This is a genomic window from Wolbachia endosymbiont (group A) of Gymnosoma rotundatum (genome assembly GCF_947250765.1).
GTDB lineage: Bacteria > Pseudomonadota > Alphaproteobacteria > Rickettsiales > Anaplasmataceae > Wolbachia > Wolbachia pipientis.
The window spans coordinates 55,256-72,726 of the sequence record NZ_OX366347.1 but is presented as its reverse complement, the minus strand read 5'-3'; the positions used below and the strand labels follow the sequence as shown (position 1 = coordinate 72,726).

Genomic DNA, 17,471 nt, shown 5'->3' with positions numbered 1-17,471 from the left:
ATGACGGTTCGCAGCGGTATAGTAACTCGTCATCCCGCTGCTTGTTAGCGGCTGAGATACCGCGAATGAATCGCGGTATGACGTGTTGAAACAATCCGATAAGGTAAGCCTCGTCATCCCGCTACGTGTTAGCGGGATCTAGAGATACCGTGGCGGTATGACGTGTTGCTTGGGTCAGCTATAGTATTTCTTAAAATTAATAATAAATTTCTTGGCTAGCAAGAAGCTGTAAATTTTTTTGCGAGACCTAAGCCGCTTTTGATATAGCTAAAGGTTTACTGATGATTTGTCTCATTTCACTACCTGCTGACTTACTTTCTGCTTAGCATATCCATCAAATCAGATTCTTTGAGTTTACTATGGTCAACTTTACTGAACTTATTTACCATAGAGCTCATTTGATTATACTGCTTAATTAGAAGATTAATGTCAGTTACAGTTGTTCCGGACCCCTTAGAAATTCTAAGTCTTCTTTTGCCATTTAAAATATCTGGATTTTGCCTTTCTTTTTCAGTCATTGAGTTTATGATGGCTATATATTTTTTCACTTTATTGTCATCTGGCACACTGCTACTTAGCTTTTTTGTAAATGAACTAGGAATGAATTTCATTATGTTGCTAATGCCATCCATTTTACTCAGAGTTTTTAACATTCCCACTAGGTCGTTTAGGTCGAATTTACCTTTTTTCACTTTCTTTTGTAACTTATCAATTTCTTCCTGACCAACAATCTCAGCAGCTTTTTCAACCAATGATACAACATCACCCATGCTAAGTATCCTTTTTGCAATTCTATCGGGATAAAAATCATCGAGGTCACTTAATTTTTCACCACAAGCAATAAATTTAATTGGACAATCGGCGATCATTTTCATAGAAAGAGCAGCACCACCACGTGCATCACCATCAACACGGGTGAGAATAATGCCGGTTACACCTATTACCTCATTGAATGATTTGGCAATGTTGACCGCATCCTGGCCTATCATTGCGTCGGCTACTAAAATAACTTCTGCAGGTGAAGCTATTTCCTTTACGGCTTTCAACTCATTCATCATATTATTGTCAATATGAAGCCTGCCTGCAGTGTCTAGTATTAATACATCATAATTATCGTTCTTTGCTATTGCTATTGCCCTTTTTGTAATTGTAATGGGCTTCTCATCTATTACTACAGGTAAAGTTTGCACATCTATTTGTTTACCTAGCACTTCAAGTTGTTTCTGGGCAGCAGGCCTATAAATGTCTAAAGAGGCAAGCATCACTTTTTTCTTTTGCTTTTTTAGTTTTAAAGCAAGCTTTCCTGAGGTAGTTGTTTTACCTGCACCTTGTAAGCCCACCATCATAATCACAGCAGGGGGTTTAACTGCTAGATTTAAGTCACTTTTCTCTGATCCGAGAACTGCAACTAAATTATCCTGTACAATTTTAATTATCATTTGTGCTGGAGAAACACTTTTTATGACTTTTTCCCCAATCACTTTATCTTTAATGTCGTTGATGAATTTTTTTGCAACTTCAAGTGAAACGTCAGCTTCAATTAAGGCTATGCGTATTTCACGCATGGCAAGATTAAAATCATCTTCAGAAATGATTGACTTTCCTCTCAGTTTACTAAATACAGAATTTAAACTTTCAGTTAACGATTTAAACATAATAGCATTAGTAGAATACTCATTAAAAAGAGAGAAGAAGCTGAAACAAAACTCACTGAGTTATAACTCAGCACTTCTTTAAGTTTAGTAATATTATTAAAGTATAAACCAACAAGTGGATTAGTCAAGTTTTGCACTACGCTGGCAAACATTTCTCTAGTTTTAGAGACTAACTGATTGAACAGCAAGATAATATAGGGTATGAAAGCTCTAAAAATCCAATCAACATCCATTTTAAAATTTACTCTCGGGTAAAATAACTTGCGTAAAGGAATAAACAATAAAGTAGTACATAGTAATAAATTAAATTGCGACCAAATATTTTTTGTGTTGTACGCAAGATTAAAAATTGAAGGCTTATTGTAAATAGGTAAGTAAGGATTGCCAGCGATTACGCATATAAATGCTAAAATAATCATAGTCATTTTGCCTCCTCTCTCTGCTAAAGGTTTTGACTTACTTTTTGCAATAAATAAGTAATAAAGAAACTTTAGCCCCACGCTTAAATGAAGCAGCAAATTTAGAAGCTTATATAAATTTTTATACCCTTTTAAGGCAACAGTGTTCATTTCAATTTCAGCTGTGATATATGATTTACTGATAAATCCAACGGTTCCAGGAAATGCAGCCATTGTAAGTATTGCGATTATAGCACACATGCCTTCCACTGACATCAGTTTATCCACTCCATTAAAACTAATTGTTTTTGTTTGTGAAATAATCGAATTACTGACCACAAACAATAATGATTGATAAACAAGAGAGAAGATTATATGCAGTATCAAAATTGGTATTGCTTTTTCCGAAGGACTGAGCAAACTTCCTGCAATAATCAGCAAGCCCATTTGTCCTACAACGTTATAGCATAAAAATCTGCGAATATTTTGCTCAAGAGAAGCAAATATAATGCTGTAAATTGCAGTGATGGCGCCTACAAGCGCTAATATTTCAGTACAATCTTGCCATAGGTTATAAGTGTGTAAAAGCATCACTAAAAAAGAGACTTTAGTGGTAAATAAAGAGAGATATGTGGTGCCATGTAGCGATGCAGCAGGATATGCATCAACAACCCAAAATGAAAAAGGAAAACAAGCGCAGTTTATCAATAAACCCAAAATTATCAGGTTAGTGCTTTGAAGTGCCAATCCTGCTATTAATATAACTCCAACGAAAAAGTGTACACAAGCGTACCTTATTGCAGGTCCACTATCTCTACAGCTAGCTGCGATAATAAAAAATGCACTGATGGTCATTAATTCACAGAATATTATAACCAATATCATATGTTCAGATAAAACTGCATAAAGTGAACTAATAGTGTAAGCAGCAAAAGATAGCATCTCTGAAAAAGTCAAATTTTGTGCTGGTAGAACAGCTAAAAATGCAACTGATAAAAAAGATATTAGTATGGTACGAAAAGATAAATCAAAATCTAGAATTGGGAGAGACCAATTTACTGCAATGCTCAAATTTTCAGGTAATTTTAGGACTATAACTATTAATACAGTCAGTAGAAGTAACAGTGACGATTTATAAAGTTGCACAATAATTAAAACCAATATGGTTTATGCTATCTCAATATATGAATAAAATCAATTTGCATATTAACCACTAATTAAACTAATTATCATATAATTATATCAGAGTTTAGAGGGTTATAGAGAAACCGGTCAGATTAGGTTTTTAATCTAATCTGACCGATAGCTTTAATAGTGAGGTAAGCTTTAATATAGCACTCCTAATTCATAACGCTACACTCGTGCATAATTTATTTTTAATTTGTGCACGAGCGTTAGTAAATTATTTACTTTTTGAAATAAAATTTGGCATCACTTTAATATTGAGACTTAGTAAACCTCAGTAGGTCTGCCAGTTGGGCCCATAAGAATTATTTGCTCGCCTTCTCTTAAGTGTCTGCATAAATTAGTGGAGCCGCCGATTTCCAGTACAATAGTGGAAATAATTCCTTTTTTTTTGTCTACTTCAGTGCCGGTTACGGCTATACCTTCCATAGCAAGGTTTGTATTATTGGCTTTTCTGCCATTGGTTTCAAAATTTTGCAATCTAAAGAATTGCCCAGGCTTAAAATTCTTTGCCGCAAGTGGTGCTTTGATCACTATTTCCACAACTTTGTCTGTTAAATATTGAACTTTTATAACCTTTGCAGTGAATTGCTCTTTGATTCTATTAAATAATTCTTTATTAGCCAGGTCTTCAACACTTGACCACGCATTTTTTTTCTGGCCCACAACATCACACACTGGAATGACAGAAACGAAGCTATTAACTCCACTCAAAAGCTGAGAAATAATAGGGTAGCCGTTCTTAGCACTTGCCATAGCTTTCACGACGCTGCCACTATACGAAGGGTGAAGATCACCAAAAAAGCTGATTGTTTTATTGCCTTGCTTATACACTAATATTCTATCTTTATTTGGCATTTTAGGAGAAAATATTGGGTCTATTTCTTTTCCTGATGAATTCAAATGAGTAAAATACCCATTACTTAATTTAAAATGCTTTTTATCTTCTGTTGCAATAACTGTATTTGGCTCAGTACCTGCTGCTATAAAAATAGAACGTGCTTTTATACGTTTGATTTCGCCGGATTTTGTGTCTATCAGTTTTATTAATTCAGCATGGTTATATTTATCCGTCACAACTTCAACTGGCTCTAAGTTTTCAATAAAGTAAATCCCTTCTGATAATGCGTTTTGCACCTCTTCGCTATTTAATCGATAACTTGGTGAATCTTTTAGCTCTTTTCTATATATAACTTGCACTCCCCCGAGGCTCTGCATTAACTCTAATATTTTTATTTCTCTATTCTCTTTTTTTGCTAACTTTTGCTTTTCTCGGATCAATTGTGCGTGCGATATAAACTCATTCGCAATTTCGCGCTCTTCTTCTGTCCAATCTTTTTCAACACAGTCCTTTCCATACTTATCAACTAATATCTCATAACGAAGAAGAAATTTTTCTACTTGAATTGGATAATACGCTAAAGCTTCAGTGGCAGTGTCAATCGCAGTAAGCCCCGCCCCTATGACAACTATCGGCATACGAACTTGCAGATTTGCTATAGAATCAAATTTAAGAGCGCCAGTCAGTTGTAACGACATCAGAAAATCAGATGCCATGCGTACTCCACGAGCTAGTATGTTTTTTATTTTGATCATTCGTGGCTTACCAGAGCCAAGTGCTAGGGCGATGTGATCAAAACCCGAGTTGAACGCGTCATCAACATTAATCGTGCCACCAAAACGAATGCCTCCATAAAGTGCGAAATGCTCACGTCTTTCCAGCAGTAATCTAATAATCTTTAAGTAATTCTTATCCCACCGAGAAGTAATACCATATTCTGCCACCCCACCAAACCCTCCTGCCGTGCGTTCACTCAATTTTTCGTGTTTGAAATCTTTAATTAGCTGGAAATTATCGATCAAAGGTTCAATCTTTAGTCCATCAATGGTGATAACGTTATGCCCATCGTTCAACAAATGATGAGCTAAATTAAAACCAGCAGGACCAAGGCCTACAACTAGAACGTTTTTTCCGGTGTTTTCTCTTGGCAATGAACGCTGAAAATTTAAAGGATTCCAACGGCTGAGCAGAGAATATATTTCAAATCCGTACGGTAAACTGAGCACATCATCCAGAATCCTTGTTTCAATTGCTGGCACATTTACGGGTTCTTGTTTTTGATATATGCACGAATTCATGCAGTCATTGCATATTCTGTGTCCAGTAGCTGCACATAACGGGTTATCTATCATCACAATTGCAAGACTTGCTATGCTGTACCCTTCGCTTTTCACCAGATTCATTTCTGATATTTTCTGCTCTAGTGGGCAGCCGTGCAGTTCAACTTTTAGTGGAGATTGTTTAAAAGTATTGTCGTTATTAATTAGCCCCTTTGAGCAGCTGTCCTTACTTTGCTTATGACAAAATATGCAGTAGTGAGCATTATCTAGTGCTTTATTCAAACTCACCTTTTTGCTTGTTAGATCAAAACCGTATCGTCTTTTTACTTCATTTGAATACAGCACTTCAACTTTGTCCACTTCTTTTTTAGAAAATGGTATGAGGTTTTCGTGGTCGATTTTTTTATGAATACTGAATAATATACTCTGTTTATTTTTTACTCTCCACACTGCATATTGTGCTGCAAGTTCTATTTCTTCTTTGTGATTTTCTTTATCTTCAAACCAATGCATCACCTGCTCAGCAAAATTTTTTTCTGTTGTTGGCAAAGTGAGAAAATGACTTAGTTTGTTAGTAATATCTATATTCGCCACATTAGTGTATTTCTTCAATGCATAGCGTTGGACAAATAATCTTTTGCACTTATATATTACAGCAAAGTCGTTGTGCTTTTTCTTTAGCTCCTCTATTTCTTTTTCAACATTGAAAAGTTTTGCAATAAATTCATCAAGTAAATATGAGAGGTCTACTATTAACTGACTATCTGTCATCCAAGTAGCTGACCGTCCTTCTTGTTTTCTAGATCCCAGTGTCAAGCACTGGGATGACGGGGGGTGACACTGGGATGATGGGAGGTGACACTGGGATGACATTGAAGAAGAAGCTGCTTTTTCTCTTGCTTCAATTAATGAACAAAACAAGCTCTCATCACATGATTTGATATAATTCAAAAATGTCTCATCTAATTTTATTAATCCATTGCGAGTATATAGATTAGAAAATGAGATGTTGAAATTCAGCTTCATTGCTATACTATACAGTGTACATGCTGTTTCTTACAGATGAAGATTTTATTTATTTTGCAATACTGCTGAGATTGTTGCTTCTGCAACTTTTTCTTCGCTAACAGATGCAATACACCTAAATTTGTGTACACCTAAACACACACTTTGAATGTTAGCTTGAAGAATCAATGTGTCCCCTGGAGTAACTAGCTTTCTGAATTTTGCATTTTCAATGGATCTCAAGTAAACAACTTTATTTTCTATTGTTTCTTTACCTAGAACACATATAGCAGATGCCTGAGCTAGAGATTCAATTATCAAGACTCCTGGCATTATTGGATGACCAGGGAAGTGGCCAATAAAAAATGGCTCATTGAAAGTCACATTTTTGATTGCTTTTATACTTTTACCAGGATCACACTCTATAACTCTATCTACTAAGAGAAACGGATAAGAATGTGGTAATATTTTTATAATATCACTGATATTAAATTGCATAAGCCTACTCAATGCCTTTCAAAGCAAATTCAGGTATTTTCTTGTTTATATTGTTTAATACCACATCTGATAAATCAACTTCATCCATGGAGTATAAAACTTGGTTCTTTTTTGAAATAAATAGTACCAAATCTATGTTGTTTTTTTCTGCCGTTTTTTTAGCGACTTCTTTTATCTTGTTAAAAACACTCTCTACTGCGTCTCTATAGCTTTCTTCTAAATGTAACATTTTTTTAGCGTAATTATCTCTAGTATTTACAGTGTGCTTATTAAACTGTTCTGTCTTTTCTTTTTTTGCTTCTTCTGACAAAAGTTCAAATTCTTCTTTTGATGGCTTAAGTTTTTCTAACTCACTTTCAAATTCTTGTTGTAATCTAGAATTCTGCTCCTTTATTTGTTGTTGTATATTTTGCAGAGCAAGAGATTCATTGATGACTTTGTCACTATCGATAATTGCAGCTTTTGTGTTCTGAGGTTGATATCCTACAAACTTATACCCCACAAATAAGGAAATAATTAAGGCAATAACTGATATAAATAACTGTATATATTTCATTCAAATCCCCGCTTCAATAGAAAATTTAACATTTGGTGATGGTATTATATCATAAGATTCCTTTACTAAAGGAAACCCGAAATCCAATCTAAGTCTACCAAAAGGAGAAAGCATTGAAAAGCCAAAACCTGGTGACACTCTCACAAGCTTGCTATCGTAGTATTTCCCTTCATACTTCTTATTTTTATCATCTAAGCCAAAAAGTGTTGCATAGTCAACAAATAGTGAGCCTTTGATACCAGCATAGTCATATAGTTTTGGTAGAGGAAAATCCACTTGCTGTGTTAGATTAAAATAAGTTTTGCCTCCTAATGAGCTTTTATTTTTGTCTTCTGCTCTTGGTCCAATACCGGAAAGGTCAAACCCTCTAATCTCATTACCCCCTTTAAAAAAGTGCTGGCCAATGTTTAGATTTTCATCAGTATAAGAAAAAATATGACCTGCCGCCATCTTAAAGCGTAGCGTTATATCATCGTCAATTTTGCTTAATATAGGGTGCGTATAAAAAGATAAGAATTCAGATTTTAGGAAATTCACGTTTCCTCCCAATCCTGAAATATCCTGACTTAAGCGCAGTAAATACCCTTCTTTTGGAGCATATAGATTATCCAGTTTATTATATGCCAACGTGTATCCCACTGATGAAATCTGATGTTTACCTTTTCGGTCCAGTATTATTTCAGAGATATCGGTGTCTTGTCCACCCTTATTATCCATGTGTATATGATTATACTTATAAGAATAGCGAAGGGAATTAGTTAAGTTCTCTGTGACTTTATATGATAACTTTGTAAAAAATCCCATATCGCAACTATCAAAAGTAGTGTTTGGTTTATCTTGTTTTTCATAAAATACACCCATGCCTAGTGACGTATCAGAATCGTTAAAATTATTTTCAACAAACTCTAAATCAGTAGAAAATACGTATTGACTTTTTTCAAGAGCAAAAGAGAGCTCTTTTCCAGTACCAAATAAATTACGGTCTTTGAGGTCAATTTTAATCAATGCTCCACCAGGAAGAGACACACCTCCTCCCAAATACAACGAAGTAGTGTTTTTTTCTTTAACACTTAAGTCAAGATTTACTGCATTATCATTAACTGCATAACTATTTACTTTCACTGTTTCAAAAAAATCACTACTCATTAGTTTTTTACGTGACTTTTGAATCTCAGATATATTGTACGCATCACCTTCTGCTACACTTAGCTTACTTCTGATCACTTTATCTAAAGTGCGATCGTTACCATCAATTGTAATTTGATTTATATAAATCTTTTTACCCGGCAGCACTCTGTAGGTTACATCTACAACATTGTCACGTTGTGCATACTCTGGATTAACTTTTGCAAATATATATCCTTTCTCATTTAAATATTTGTTTATTTTTTCTACTGTATTATTAATTTTAACTCTATTAAATATCTTATCGTTTTCCTCTGTTATAAAATCCAATATTTCTTCTTTTAGGCTCAAATCCTGAATTTCAGTTTCAATATTAACCTCATTATTTCCAAATAAATACTGCTGTCCTTCGTCAATCAAAAAAGTTAACTCTGTTTGATTGTTATTATCAACCTCAACAATTGGTTGAATATTATTTTGAATATATCCTTTAGATGAATAAAAATGATCGAGCAATTCTGTGTTAATCAATAGATATTGCGGTGAATAATGATTTCCGCCTTTAAAAATAGCTCTAAATAACTTACTAAATATGTCATTACTATGTCTTTTGATAACTTGCTCTAGCTCATTTTCAGAAAAGTTTTTATTGCCTATAAATCTTATATCCTTAATTTTAGAGGTTTTGCCTTCTTTTATTTTAAAAATTAGATTGACCCTATTGCCATCAAGCTTATTCAGGTCATATTCAATTTTAACACCAATCTTACCGTTATTTCTATAAGTAGTGACTAAATTCACTAAATCGTTTTGCAATTTTGTTTCAGTTAAAATAGTTAGCGATTTTGACTGAATCACATTATTTAGTAACTCTTTGCTATTAAATAACTTATTACCTTTTAATATTATCTTGTTAATTAGTGGATTTTCTTGAATTTTTATTACCAAATTTTTTTTATCATCTATGTAAGCATTAACACTAGCAAATAACTTTGTTTTATATAGATCTTTTATAATTGAGTCTATATCATCGTCGTTTATATAATCACCAGATTTTAGTTTTATATAGAACCCTATTGTCTGGTTGCTTACCCTCTCATTACCAATACATTTGACATCTTTCACCTGCACTTTTTCCGCAGTTCCTAAAGCAACAAGCAGGGCAGGAAAAGAAATAAAAACCACTACCAGTATATAAAATAGCTTTTTCATATTTTATTTCAAAAAAGATCCCTAATATCATTTGACATTCCAGTTGCCATAAGCAAAAACAACACTAAAGCACCAAAAATAGCTGCATATTTTTGACATTTCAAGCTTAAATCCCTACGTATAACCGCTTCTATGATATAATGAAATAAATGCCCACCATCTAGCAGTGGTATTGGCAGCAAGTTAATTGCAGCTAAATTAGCTGAAATGATTGCCATAAAATATAGAACCATAATAAATCCCTTTTTAGCTGATTGTCCTGAATATTTTGCGATTTTTATTGGTCCACCTATTTCATTGATACTCCTTTTACCAACAATAATGTGAAAGAGAGCTTTGATCGTTAAGCACATAGTGTGGTAAGTTTCACTTACTGATAAGCTCACAGCCCCAAGAAAAGACGACTGCTTTAATGTATTGACTGAAATAATCCCCATAGTTTCTCTTTCTATTGTGTTGCCAAAAACGTCTTTGTCCTTGATTATTAATGGAGTTAAACTGGTCCTGTGCTTCTCATTATTTCTGCTATACTCAATCTCCATTCTTGTTTTAGGATTCGACATTATCACACGTGAAATATCTTCAAAGTATTTTATTTTATGCTCATTGATTTGTGTAATAGTGTCACCTGGCAACAAACCAGCTTGCTTAGCTGCACTACCTTCGATTACATTTTCAATCACCGGTGGAGTGCGATAATAACCTGCTATGCTAAAAAATATTGTAAAAGCTATAACAGCAAATACCATGTTTGCAAAAGGCCCTGCAAAAACTACTGCTGCTTTTTTATGACGCGGTTTTGTATGAAATGAATACAATTTTTCTTCTTCCGTTAATTCTTGTTGATCAGCTGGGACACTCGCTGCATTAGTATCTCCTAGCATTTTAACATAACCACCCAATGGAACAACGCTTAATTTCCATCTAGTTCCAGACTTATCGTTAAAACCAAAAATTTCAGGACCAAAACCTATGGAAAAAGATTCAACTTTAACTTTGCATGCTTTGGCAACAACATAATGCCCATATTCATGCACGAATACTATGACAGAAATTATTAAAGAAAATGATAAAAAATAATATATTCCATCGCTAAATTGATGGATAAGATTAGAAATTAATTCCACCTGTATATTTAGATCTTAACAAAATGTTAAGTATATTAAAATGCGCCTCGCTTGACAAGTATTTAGTTTAACTTTTAAATTAAAAAAAGTTTAATTGTAATGACAGATACCTCACTACTCAGAAGAAAATTAATATATAGAAGCTGGCATAGGGGTTGCAAAGAAACCGATATACTTTTAGGGCATTTCGCATTGAAATATCTTGATAAATTTTCCTTAAGCGAACTAATCGAATACGAAAAAATAGTTGATCTTGATGATTACGAATTATATTGTTACATAACTCGTAAGACAAACCTCCCTCCTGGCTTGAATAGTCAGATAGTCAATTTAATTGCTTGCTTTATTGAAGCTAATCCTTTATGCACTCAAGATTAGTGATAATCTTATTTACCTTATCTAGTACCTCAGTATATTCTATTCTTTTCTCGTTTCTATACTTTTCGCGCTCTTGATTTACTTCATCTAATCGCTTTGTTAATTCTAAAATTTTATCCTCAAGAATTAGTGCTGCAAGTAAGAAATTTAATGCATCCGAACCCTTACCTCCAGTTTTTTGAGATACAGAACTAACTAACTTGTCAAAACTATTAGCAAGGCGTAATAAATGATTCCCCTTCCCACTTTCGCAAGATATTTTATATGTGTTATTACGTATAACTATTTCTACTACTTGCATATGGTGCTAAAAATTTCTATCGTACAGTATAAACTCAAACCCCTACTTTCATCTTATTTATGGTATAAATTTTTATTCATTTATCAAATCAGATAATTTTTTACTGCTACGAAAATATGTTTTAAAGTATTGATTCTTTGTAAACTTCTGTAACATTAAATGGCTTGTTTCTTTCAGGTTATAACTTCTAACTGAAAAAGAACCAAACCCCCTAATTTCAACTCTATTATGATGTTTCAATGTGCTTGAAAGTATCCCAAAAAATCTATCAACTATAGCTGCTATAACAATCTTATCTAAAAAAGGATGTCTTTTTGCTACCCTCGCTATTATATCAGACTTTGTTGCCATTTATATGAAGCCAAAATAAGTAAACCTTATCACTTAGCAGATAATGCTATGTTATATTCTTCAACACCCAATACTTCAACTTCTATTTTTTCTGATATAGAGAATTTTTTATTCTCTGGTAAATGCTCTTGATCTATTAGAAGGGTTACATCGTTCTCAACTTCAACGACTAGTCCATTATCTTCTCTCTTACCTACAATAACCTGTATTTTATCACCTACCTTAACTTTCTTTATCAGTTCTTCAAGAGGATCATACTCTATTTGTTTTATTCCAAGATAAATTCTTGCCCGATTCACGTTAGCCCTTATTACTTTTGCTTCTATTTTATCACCTACATTATACTTCTTTATCTCATCTGAACCATTTTTAGACCAACTAAAATCTTTCACATATATTGTCCCTTCTACGTTCTCATCTATTTCAGAATCACCGAAAGCAACAGATACATATGAGCCGGTATTATTCTTCACTTCACCAGAAACAATAGAACCAGGAGGATATTTATTGATAAATACTTGCCAAGGGTTGTCTACACACCTTTTCATGCTTAAACTCATCCTACTCTTAGCAATGTCAATACTGAGAATTTTTACATATACTTCTTGTCCCCTTGTTACGAGACTACTAACTGGTAAATTACTCTTAACCCAAGTTATTTCTGACGAGTGCACTAAACCTTCAATTCCAGGTCTAAGCTCAACAAATAATCCATAATCTTCTATGCTTGTTACATAACCCTTATGCACACTATCAACTGGATATTTTGACTCTGCATCTTGCCAAGGGCTATCTTCTAGCTGCTTCACACCCAAGGAAATTTTAGCATTTTCCTTGTCTATTTTTATAATTTTAACTTTTATAGTCTGACCACAAGTAAAAACTGCAGACGGATGACTTACCCTACTCCAAGAGATATCTGTAATATGTAACAATCCATCTATAACTCCCACTACATCTGATTCATGAATACCGACAAATACACCGTAATGAGTGATACTTTTTATTTTCCCTTCTATTATATCGCCTTCATTTAAAGATTCTAAAAATTTAATTTTTTCACCAGCGTGCAATTTTTCTAACACCAGCTTTCTTGATACTACAATATTGCCCTGCTTCTTATCCATTTTAAGCACGATGAACTTTTGTTCAGTTTCAATAAGGTGCTTCGCATCTTTTACTTGCTTCAAATCCACATGACTCAGCGGTAAAAAAGCGCTTATTCCGTCACCAAGATCAACAATAAAGCCACATTTAATTGAGCGTTTAATAACTCCGCTTACTTCAGCCCTTGTAACTGTATCTTCTTCCAACTTATTCCATTTTTCGTCCCTAATTGCTTTTTCACGACTAAGAACAACATTACCATGATAATCTTCAATTCTTTCCACATAAACTCTGATTTTCGAGCCAATAATGACCTCATCATTACAACCGAGTTCCTTGATCAGAATTCTCCCGTCAGATTTTAAACCAATATCAACCACAACGTCGTTAGGGTTTATTCTTGTAATTACACCTTCTACCACATCTCCTTCTTTAATTTTGTTAACAAAAGAATCTTCAAACAAGGTATTATCTTGATCCTCAAATTGGCCTTGACATATCTCTTCTATAAATTTGTTTGATGATAGCTTTCTGATAGTAACCGGTAGATTTACGACTGGATTATTATTATTCATACCTTTAACTTAAACTTTATTAGAACTCATATATTATATAATATTAACAATTATTGACAAGTAATTTTTCATTAACTCATTTCGAGAATTGTTTAAGCTATATAAAATATAGTGAGAAAATTATATATGTATCAAGAATATGCTATTTAAGAATAGCAAGTGGATTAGATCGTTCTCCAGAAGGTCCAGGCTAAAACCTGATGTTGATGAAATATTGGAAAAATATTCTATTCAAAACAGCAAGGAATCTATAGAGAAAATTGTAAATTCACAAAAAAGAATATGGGTAGAAATAGGCTTTGGCAACGGTGAAAATATGCTTTACCAGGTGCTCAATGAACCTGATCTATTATTTATAGGATGTGAGCCCTACTTAAAGGGGGTTTCTCGCTTGCTGACAAACATAGAAATACAGAACATAAAAAATATTTTAATGTGGACAGAAGATGCAAGAGAATTGATTGCAAATTTTCCTGATAACAGTGTTGAAAGATTCTTTATTCTCTTTCCAGATCCATGGCCAAAAAGAAGTCACAATAAAAGACGATTAATTAATACGGAATTTTTAAATTTATTAGCAAAAAAAATACTTATAACAGGGGAAATATTCATTGCAACCGATCATCAGGACTATGCAGAGTGGATAGCATCACATATAAAGCAGTGTAACTCTTTAATCTATAGGGAAGACGATTTCACAAGTTATACTCTTACAAAATACCACAGAAGAGCGCTCAAAGATCAGCGTAAAGTGAGGTTCTTTAAAGTAAGTGTTATTAATAATTTGCAGACTATGGATCAATAGAGTTTTTGCATATCTCTTTTACGTTAACTATAGATTAAAAATAATAAAAAAAGAGGGAGAAATAGAGTAAATTCCTTTAACTACTTCTCCTTATGAAGGAATAGACTTCTTGCATAACCCAAACTAAGTAGAAAAAAGGTATCATCCAAGTAGCCCCTTTCTCGTCATGCCGCTGCGAATCGTCATACCGCCGCGGCGCTAACACGTAGCGGGATGATGAGGCTTATCGTCATGCCACCGCGAACCGTCATACCGTCACGGTATCTCTTAGCCGCTAACAAGTAGCGGGATGACGGTTGTCAGGTTAGCTGTTATCCCAGTTTTTGACACTGGGATGACAACGAAGGGCTACTTGGATGACAGGGAAGGATGCTGGAATGAAGGTTTTTCAAATTGTCGATAAACCTAAATCTATAATAACTATTTGCCTTTTTTCTAGGTTATGCAAGAAGTCTACTGAATAACAGTAAGATTTTTCAATCCTGTTCCACAGCAAATTTTAGTGCCATGTGAGTAGTTATGGTGCTGTTAACAATCAAAATAACAAAAACTAAGATGGTGATTAGTAGTGTATAAATATTCAAGGATAAATTTTCAAATTGAGTTAGCATTTTAAAATACACAAAGGTTGGCATTATCATTGGCAAAACAAGAATTTGCGATACTCCTGATGCTAAGTTGTTTTGACCAATCATCAATGCATTTCCAGTAGCTGAAATATTAGTGATTATCAGCGTATTAAATAATAAAGACACTCCAACTGCTATTGAGTGTTCAATACTATTGCATAGAACTGCAAAGCTGAATATGGAAGAAATCACTGAAATTGGTAATCCAAATAATAGCCAGTGAGCGAAAATTTTATAAGCAACTATAAGCCTAGAAGAGAGTGGCTGTACAAAGATTTGCTCTAATATTCCATCATGATAATCAGATGTAAACAAATTATTTGTAGAAATCTGCAAAACAAATGTAGCACATATCCATGTTAATGTTAACATAACTTCTTGTTTATTGTTGTTTTTAAGTGTAAATGAAGATAAACTTAACATTATGATAAAAATACATACTATATAGGTAAAGTTCTTATCATCTATTACTAATTTTTTTACTGAGTCGATCATACTAGGCTTTTAAATGTTTATTATAAATTATAGTGTTTACTTTGAGGTAGTATAATTTTTTGTTCATAAATTATATAGGTTTTATTATTTTTTTGATAATGCAATTATGGAAAAGTTACCAAAAATAAAGTCACCAGAAGATTACACTCCTTCAGAAGATGAAGAATATATGAGCGTAAAACAACTGGAATACTTCAGCTTAAAGTTACAATCAATACTCGCTGAGTTAGAGAAACAAGAACTAGAAGATAATAGTATTGATACATACTATTCTGATGAAGATAGTGGAAACGAGGAATTAATCAAGCGTCGAAAAGATAGAAAAGAAAAAATTAAGGAGGCGTTAGAAAAAATAAAATTAGGCACTTATGGTTACTGCGATGGAACAGGAGAAGAAATAGGAGTCGAAAGACTTAAAGCTAATCCGCTTGCTATATATTGTATTGAAGAGCAAGAGAGAGTAGAAAAAGAAAAGAACGTGTACAACATTAACGATTAATTTACACATAAGTGGTGAGCCCATTGGACTTCAAGAGGAGCAAGAGGCGCTGAAGTATGTTATGCTATAAAGAAAGTGGAAAATTGGACATTCTCAACTTGACTCCTGCAGATTAAAAATTAAGTTGTATCCGTTCAGGCAATGGCGTCAACTTAAGGAAAAATGTCAGAGATTGTGTATAAAATTTCTCTCTAAATTTTTTATCATTAAATTATCCAAAGAGTGCAAGGGACAGCACTTTTGTTTCTGTTTTATTTCAACAAAGAAGTCTAAAATGTGTCCTTTTTAGGTGAAATATGCAAAAAGGAAAAAACCTTATTCTACAAATTAAAAATATAATATACTCGAAAACTTTTCAGAAAATCCATTGTGTTGAGTTTTACACGAACAAGAAAACTTCCTTTTTCGACAGTATTTTCTATGATTTTAAAGTTAGTTAAAAAAAGTTTGGGAATAGAATGTGAACTTATGGAGCCATTGACATGTACCCTCAAAGCAAGCTTTTTCTAAAGCAAGGTATAAGATTTGCCATACAGGCTTTCAAGAATTTAAGCATCCAAACAGCCTATCAGGATGAACCTGAGTTGGAGAGGCTATAGACTTATTGCAGCAGATGGTTCTGGTATGAGATTACCCAGCTCTGGGGAAATTGTATCCGAGTTTGAACCAAATGGAACAACAGGCACCATTGGCAATTTGTTTGTTGATTTGTGTACTTCATTGATTTGCAGTGCTCGTCTTGCAGCTTGGAATATAGGTGAACAAACGTTGGCGGCAGAGCAATTACCCGAAGTTATCACTCAAATGCGTTTATTAAATCAAGAGAAATTATTATTTATCTATGATCGTCTTCAGTAAAATTCATTCAGCAGCATTATGATTTGGAAGTAGATTTTATTTTTCGCTTGCAAAAAAGAAATTATAGTAAGCTATGGGAACGCTGGCGAATTAGATTTTGATTTTATATTAGAAAATGAAAAGCTAAAAAATAAAATGAAAGGACAGAAAGTAAGAGTTATAGTGCTGACATTAGCCAACTGAGAAACAGAGTTTTTGACCGAGACTTTGGAGCAAAGCTTATGTGTTAAGGTGGCACATAGAGAAGTGCTATAAACGACTCAAAGTAGGAGCAGAGTTAGAGAATTTTTCTGGAGAGGCTGTATTACAAGAATTTTGGGCAAACTTGGTCATGTGCAATATATTATCGCTTCATATGTGTGATGCACAAGGGCCTTGGAACCCAGATCAAATTACTGAGTATCGTTTAAATTTTTCAGTTTTATTTAGTGTAATGAGACAGAAACTCTATCAGGTACTTATTGCACCAAAAAACTTTCAAGCCCTTTTTAAGTATACGCGCTAAAGTTAAAATCCGACCGGGACAGCCGCAATAAAGTAGATAAGCCTAAACGCCATCATGTCTTTAGGAGAGTTTGCTAATGAAAGTTC

The 17,471-nt window shown here is 33.7% G+C and carries 14 protein-coding genes and 1 pseudogene; 4 read left to right on the top strand and 11 right to left on the bottom strand.

Going from position 1 to position 17,471, the window contains the following annotated elements; translation table 11 throughout:
- Positions 1–311: 311 nt before the first annotated feature.
- The 7 genes from ffh to rseP all read right to left on the bottom strand — a co-directional run bounded on the left by ffh (position 312) and on the right by rseP (position 10,882).
- Positions 312–1,655: a signal recognition particle protein gene (gene ffh / locus OOK97_RS00325; RefSeq protein ID WP_095742798.1), complete on the bottom strand. Its 1,344-nt coding sequence runs from the start codon at positions 1,653–1,655 to the stop codon at positions 312–314.
- The gene (locus OOK97_RS00320; protein ID WP_264705343.1) at positions 1,640–3,199 is read right to left on the bottom strand and encodes a proton-conducting transporter transmembrane domain-containing protein; all 1,560 of its coding nucleotides are present in this window, start codon (positions 3,197–3,199) and stop codon (positions 1,640–1,642) included. Before OOK97_RS00320 ends, ffh begins: the two co-directional genes overlap by 16 nt.
- Positions 3,200–3,502: 303 nt before the next feature.
- Positions 3,503–6,385 carry an FAD-dependent oxidoreductase gene (locus OOK97_RS00315; RefSeq protein WP_264705342.1) on the bottom strand — a complete coding sequence of 961 codons (2,883 nt, stop codon included), beginning with the start codon at positions 6,383–6,385 and terminating at the stop codon, positions 3,503–3,505.
- Positions 6,386–6,430: 45 nt separating this feature from the next.
- Entirely contained in the window at positions 6,431–6,862 is a 432-nt protein-coding gene (gene fabZ / locus OOK97_RS00310) for a 3-hydroxyacyl-ACP dehydratase FabZ (protein WP_065094742.1), read from the bottom strand.
- Positions 6,863–6,866: 4 nt separating this feature from the next.
- Positions 6,867–7,418 (bottom strand): OmpH family outer membrane protein, encoded by a 552-nt coding sequence (locus tag OOK97_RS00305; RefSeq protein ID WP_077188197.1) that lies wholly within the window; start codon positions 7,416–7,418, stop codon positions 6,867–6,869.
- The gene (gene bamA, locus OOK97_RS00300) at positions 7,419–9,755 is read right to left on the bottom strand and encodes an outer membrane protein assembly factor BamA (RefSeq protein WP_264705341.1); all 2,337 of its coding nucleotides are present in this window, start codon (positions 9,753–9,755) and stop codon (positions 7,419–7,421) included. It lies immediately after the preceding gene.
- Between the two features lie 8 nt (positions 9,756–9,763).
- Entirely contained in the window at positions 9,764–10,882 is a 1,119-nt protein-coding gene (rseP, locus tag OOK97_RS00295; RefSeq protein ID WP_264705340.1) for an RIP metalloprotease RseP, read from the bottom strand.
- Positions 10,883–10,981: 99 nt separating this feature from the next.
- Between rseP and OOK97_RS00290 the strand changes: the two genes are divergently transcribed.
- The gene (locus OOK97_RS00290) at positions 10,982–11,260 is read left to right on the top strand and encodes an FAD assembly factor SdhE (protein WP_006279484.1); all 279 of its coding nucleotides are present in this window, start codon (positions 10,982–10,984) and stop codon (positions 11,258–11,260) included.
- Here OOK97_RS00290 and OOK97_RS00285 read toward each other — a convergent pair.
- The 3 genes from OOK97_RS00285 to OOK97_RS00275 all read right to left on the bottom strand — a co-directional run bounded on the left by OOK97_RS00285 (position 11,235) and on the right by OOK97_RS00275 (position 13,594).
- The gene (locus OOK97_RS00285) at positions 11,235–11,561 is read right to left on the bottom strand and encodes a cell division protein ZapA (RefSeq protein WP_010082086.1); all 327 of its coding nucleotides are present in this window, start codon (positions 11,559–11,561) and stop codon (positions 11,235–11,237) included. The two genes, OOK97_RS00290 and OOK97_RS00285, sit on opposite strands and share 26 nt — an antisense overlap.
- A gap of 72 nt (positions 11,562–11,633) precedes the next feature.
- Complete coding sequence (locus OOK97_RS00280; protein WP_010963035.1) at positions 11,634–11,912, bottom strand: HU family DNA-binding protein; 279 nt, start codon at positions 11,910–11,912, stop codon at positions 11,634–11,636.
- A 29-nt stretch (positions 11,913–11,941) separates the two neighbouring features.
- Positions 11,942–13,594, bottom strand: coding sequence for a 30S ribosomal protein S1 (locus tag OOK97_RS00275; RefSeq protein ID WP_012673366.1), 1,653 nt, complete (start codon positions 13,592–13,594; stop codon positions 11,942–11,944).
- Between the two features lie 139 nt (positions 13,595–13,733).
- Here OOK97_RS00275 and trmB point away from each other — a divergent pair, with 139 nt between their 5' ends.
- Positions 13,734–14,399 (top strand): tRNA (guanosine(46)-N7)-methyltransferase TrmB, encoded by a 666-nt coding sequence (trmB, locus tag OOK97_RS00270; RefSeq protein ID WP_012673367.1) that lies wholly within the window; start codon positions 13,734–13,736, stop codon positions 14,397–14,399.
- Positions 14,400–14,875: 476 nt separating this feature from the next.
- On the opposite strand, the gene OOK97_RS00265 is transcribed toward trmB, so the two are convergent.
- Positions 14,876–15,523, bottom strand: coding sequence for a heme exporter protein CcmB (locus OOK97_RS00265; RefSeq protein ID WP_253303389.1), 648 nt, complete (start codon positions 15,521–15,523; stop codon positions 14,876–14,878).
- Positions 15,524–15,629: 106 nt separating this feature from the next.
- Here OOK97_RS00265 and OOK97_RS00260 point away from each other — a divergent pair, with 106 nt between their 5' ends.
- Complete coding sequence (locus OOK97_RS00260; RefSeq protein ID WP_010963040.1) at positions 15,630–16,022, top strand: TraR/DksA family transcriptional regulator; 393 nt, start codon at positions 15,630–15,632, stop codon at positions 16,020–16,022.
- Positions 16,023–16,318: 296 nt separating this feature from the next.
- Positions 16,319–17,462 (top strand): annotated as a pseudogene (locus OOK97_RS00255) (transposase).
- Positions 17,463–17,471 lie beyond the last annotated feature (9 nt).

Coding starts and splice junctions, on each gene's coding strand:
- ffh (WP_095742798.1), bottom strand. CDS start 1,655: ATGTTTAAATCGTTAACTGAAAGTTTAAATTCTGTATTTAGTAAACTG.
- OOK97_RS00315 (WP_264705342.1), bottom strand. CDS start 6,385: ATGAAGCTGAATTTCAACATCTCATTTTCTAATCTATATACTCGCAAT.
- fabZ (WP_065094742.1), bottom strand. CDS start 6,862: ATGCAATTTAATATCAGTGATATTATAAAAATATTACCACATTCTTAT.
- OOK97_RS00305 (WP_077188197.1), bottom strand. CDS start 7,418: ATGAAATATATACAGTTATTTATATCAGTTATTGCCTTAATTATTTCC.
- bamA (WP_264705341.1), bottom strand. CDS start 9,755: ATGAAAAAGCTATTTTATATACTGGTAGTGGTTTTTATTTCTTTTCCT.
- OOK97_RS00290 (WP_006279484.1), top strand. CDS start 10,982: ATGACAGATACCTCACTACTCAGAAGAAAATTAATATATAGAAGCTGG.
- OOK97_RS00285 (WP_010082086.1), bottom strand. CDS start 11,561: ATGCAAGTAGTAGAAATAGTTATACGTAATAACACATATAAAATATCT.
- OOK97_RS00280 (WP_010963035.1), bottom strand. CDS start 11,912: ATGGCAACAAAGTCTGATATAATAGCGAGGGTAGCAAAAAGACATCCT.
- OOK97_RS00275 (WP_012673366.1), bottom strand. CDS start 13,594: ATGAATAATAATAATCCAGTCGTAAATCTACCGGTTACTATCAGAAAG.
- trmB (WP_012673367.1), top strand. CDS start 13,734: ATGCTATTTAAGAATAGCAAGTGGATTAGATCGTTCTCCAGAAGGTCC.
- OOK97_RS00265 (WP_253303389.1), bottom strand. CDS start 15,523: ATGATCGACTCAGTAAAAAAATTAGTAATAGATGATAAGAACTTTACC.
- OOK97_RS00260 (WP_010963040.1), top strand. CDS start 15,630: ATGGAAAAGTTACCAAAAATAAAGTCACCAGAAGATTACACTCCTTCA.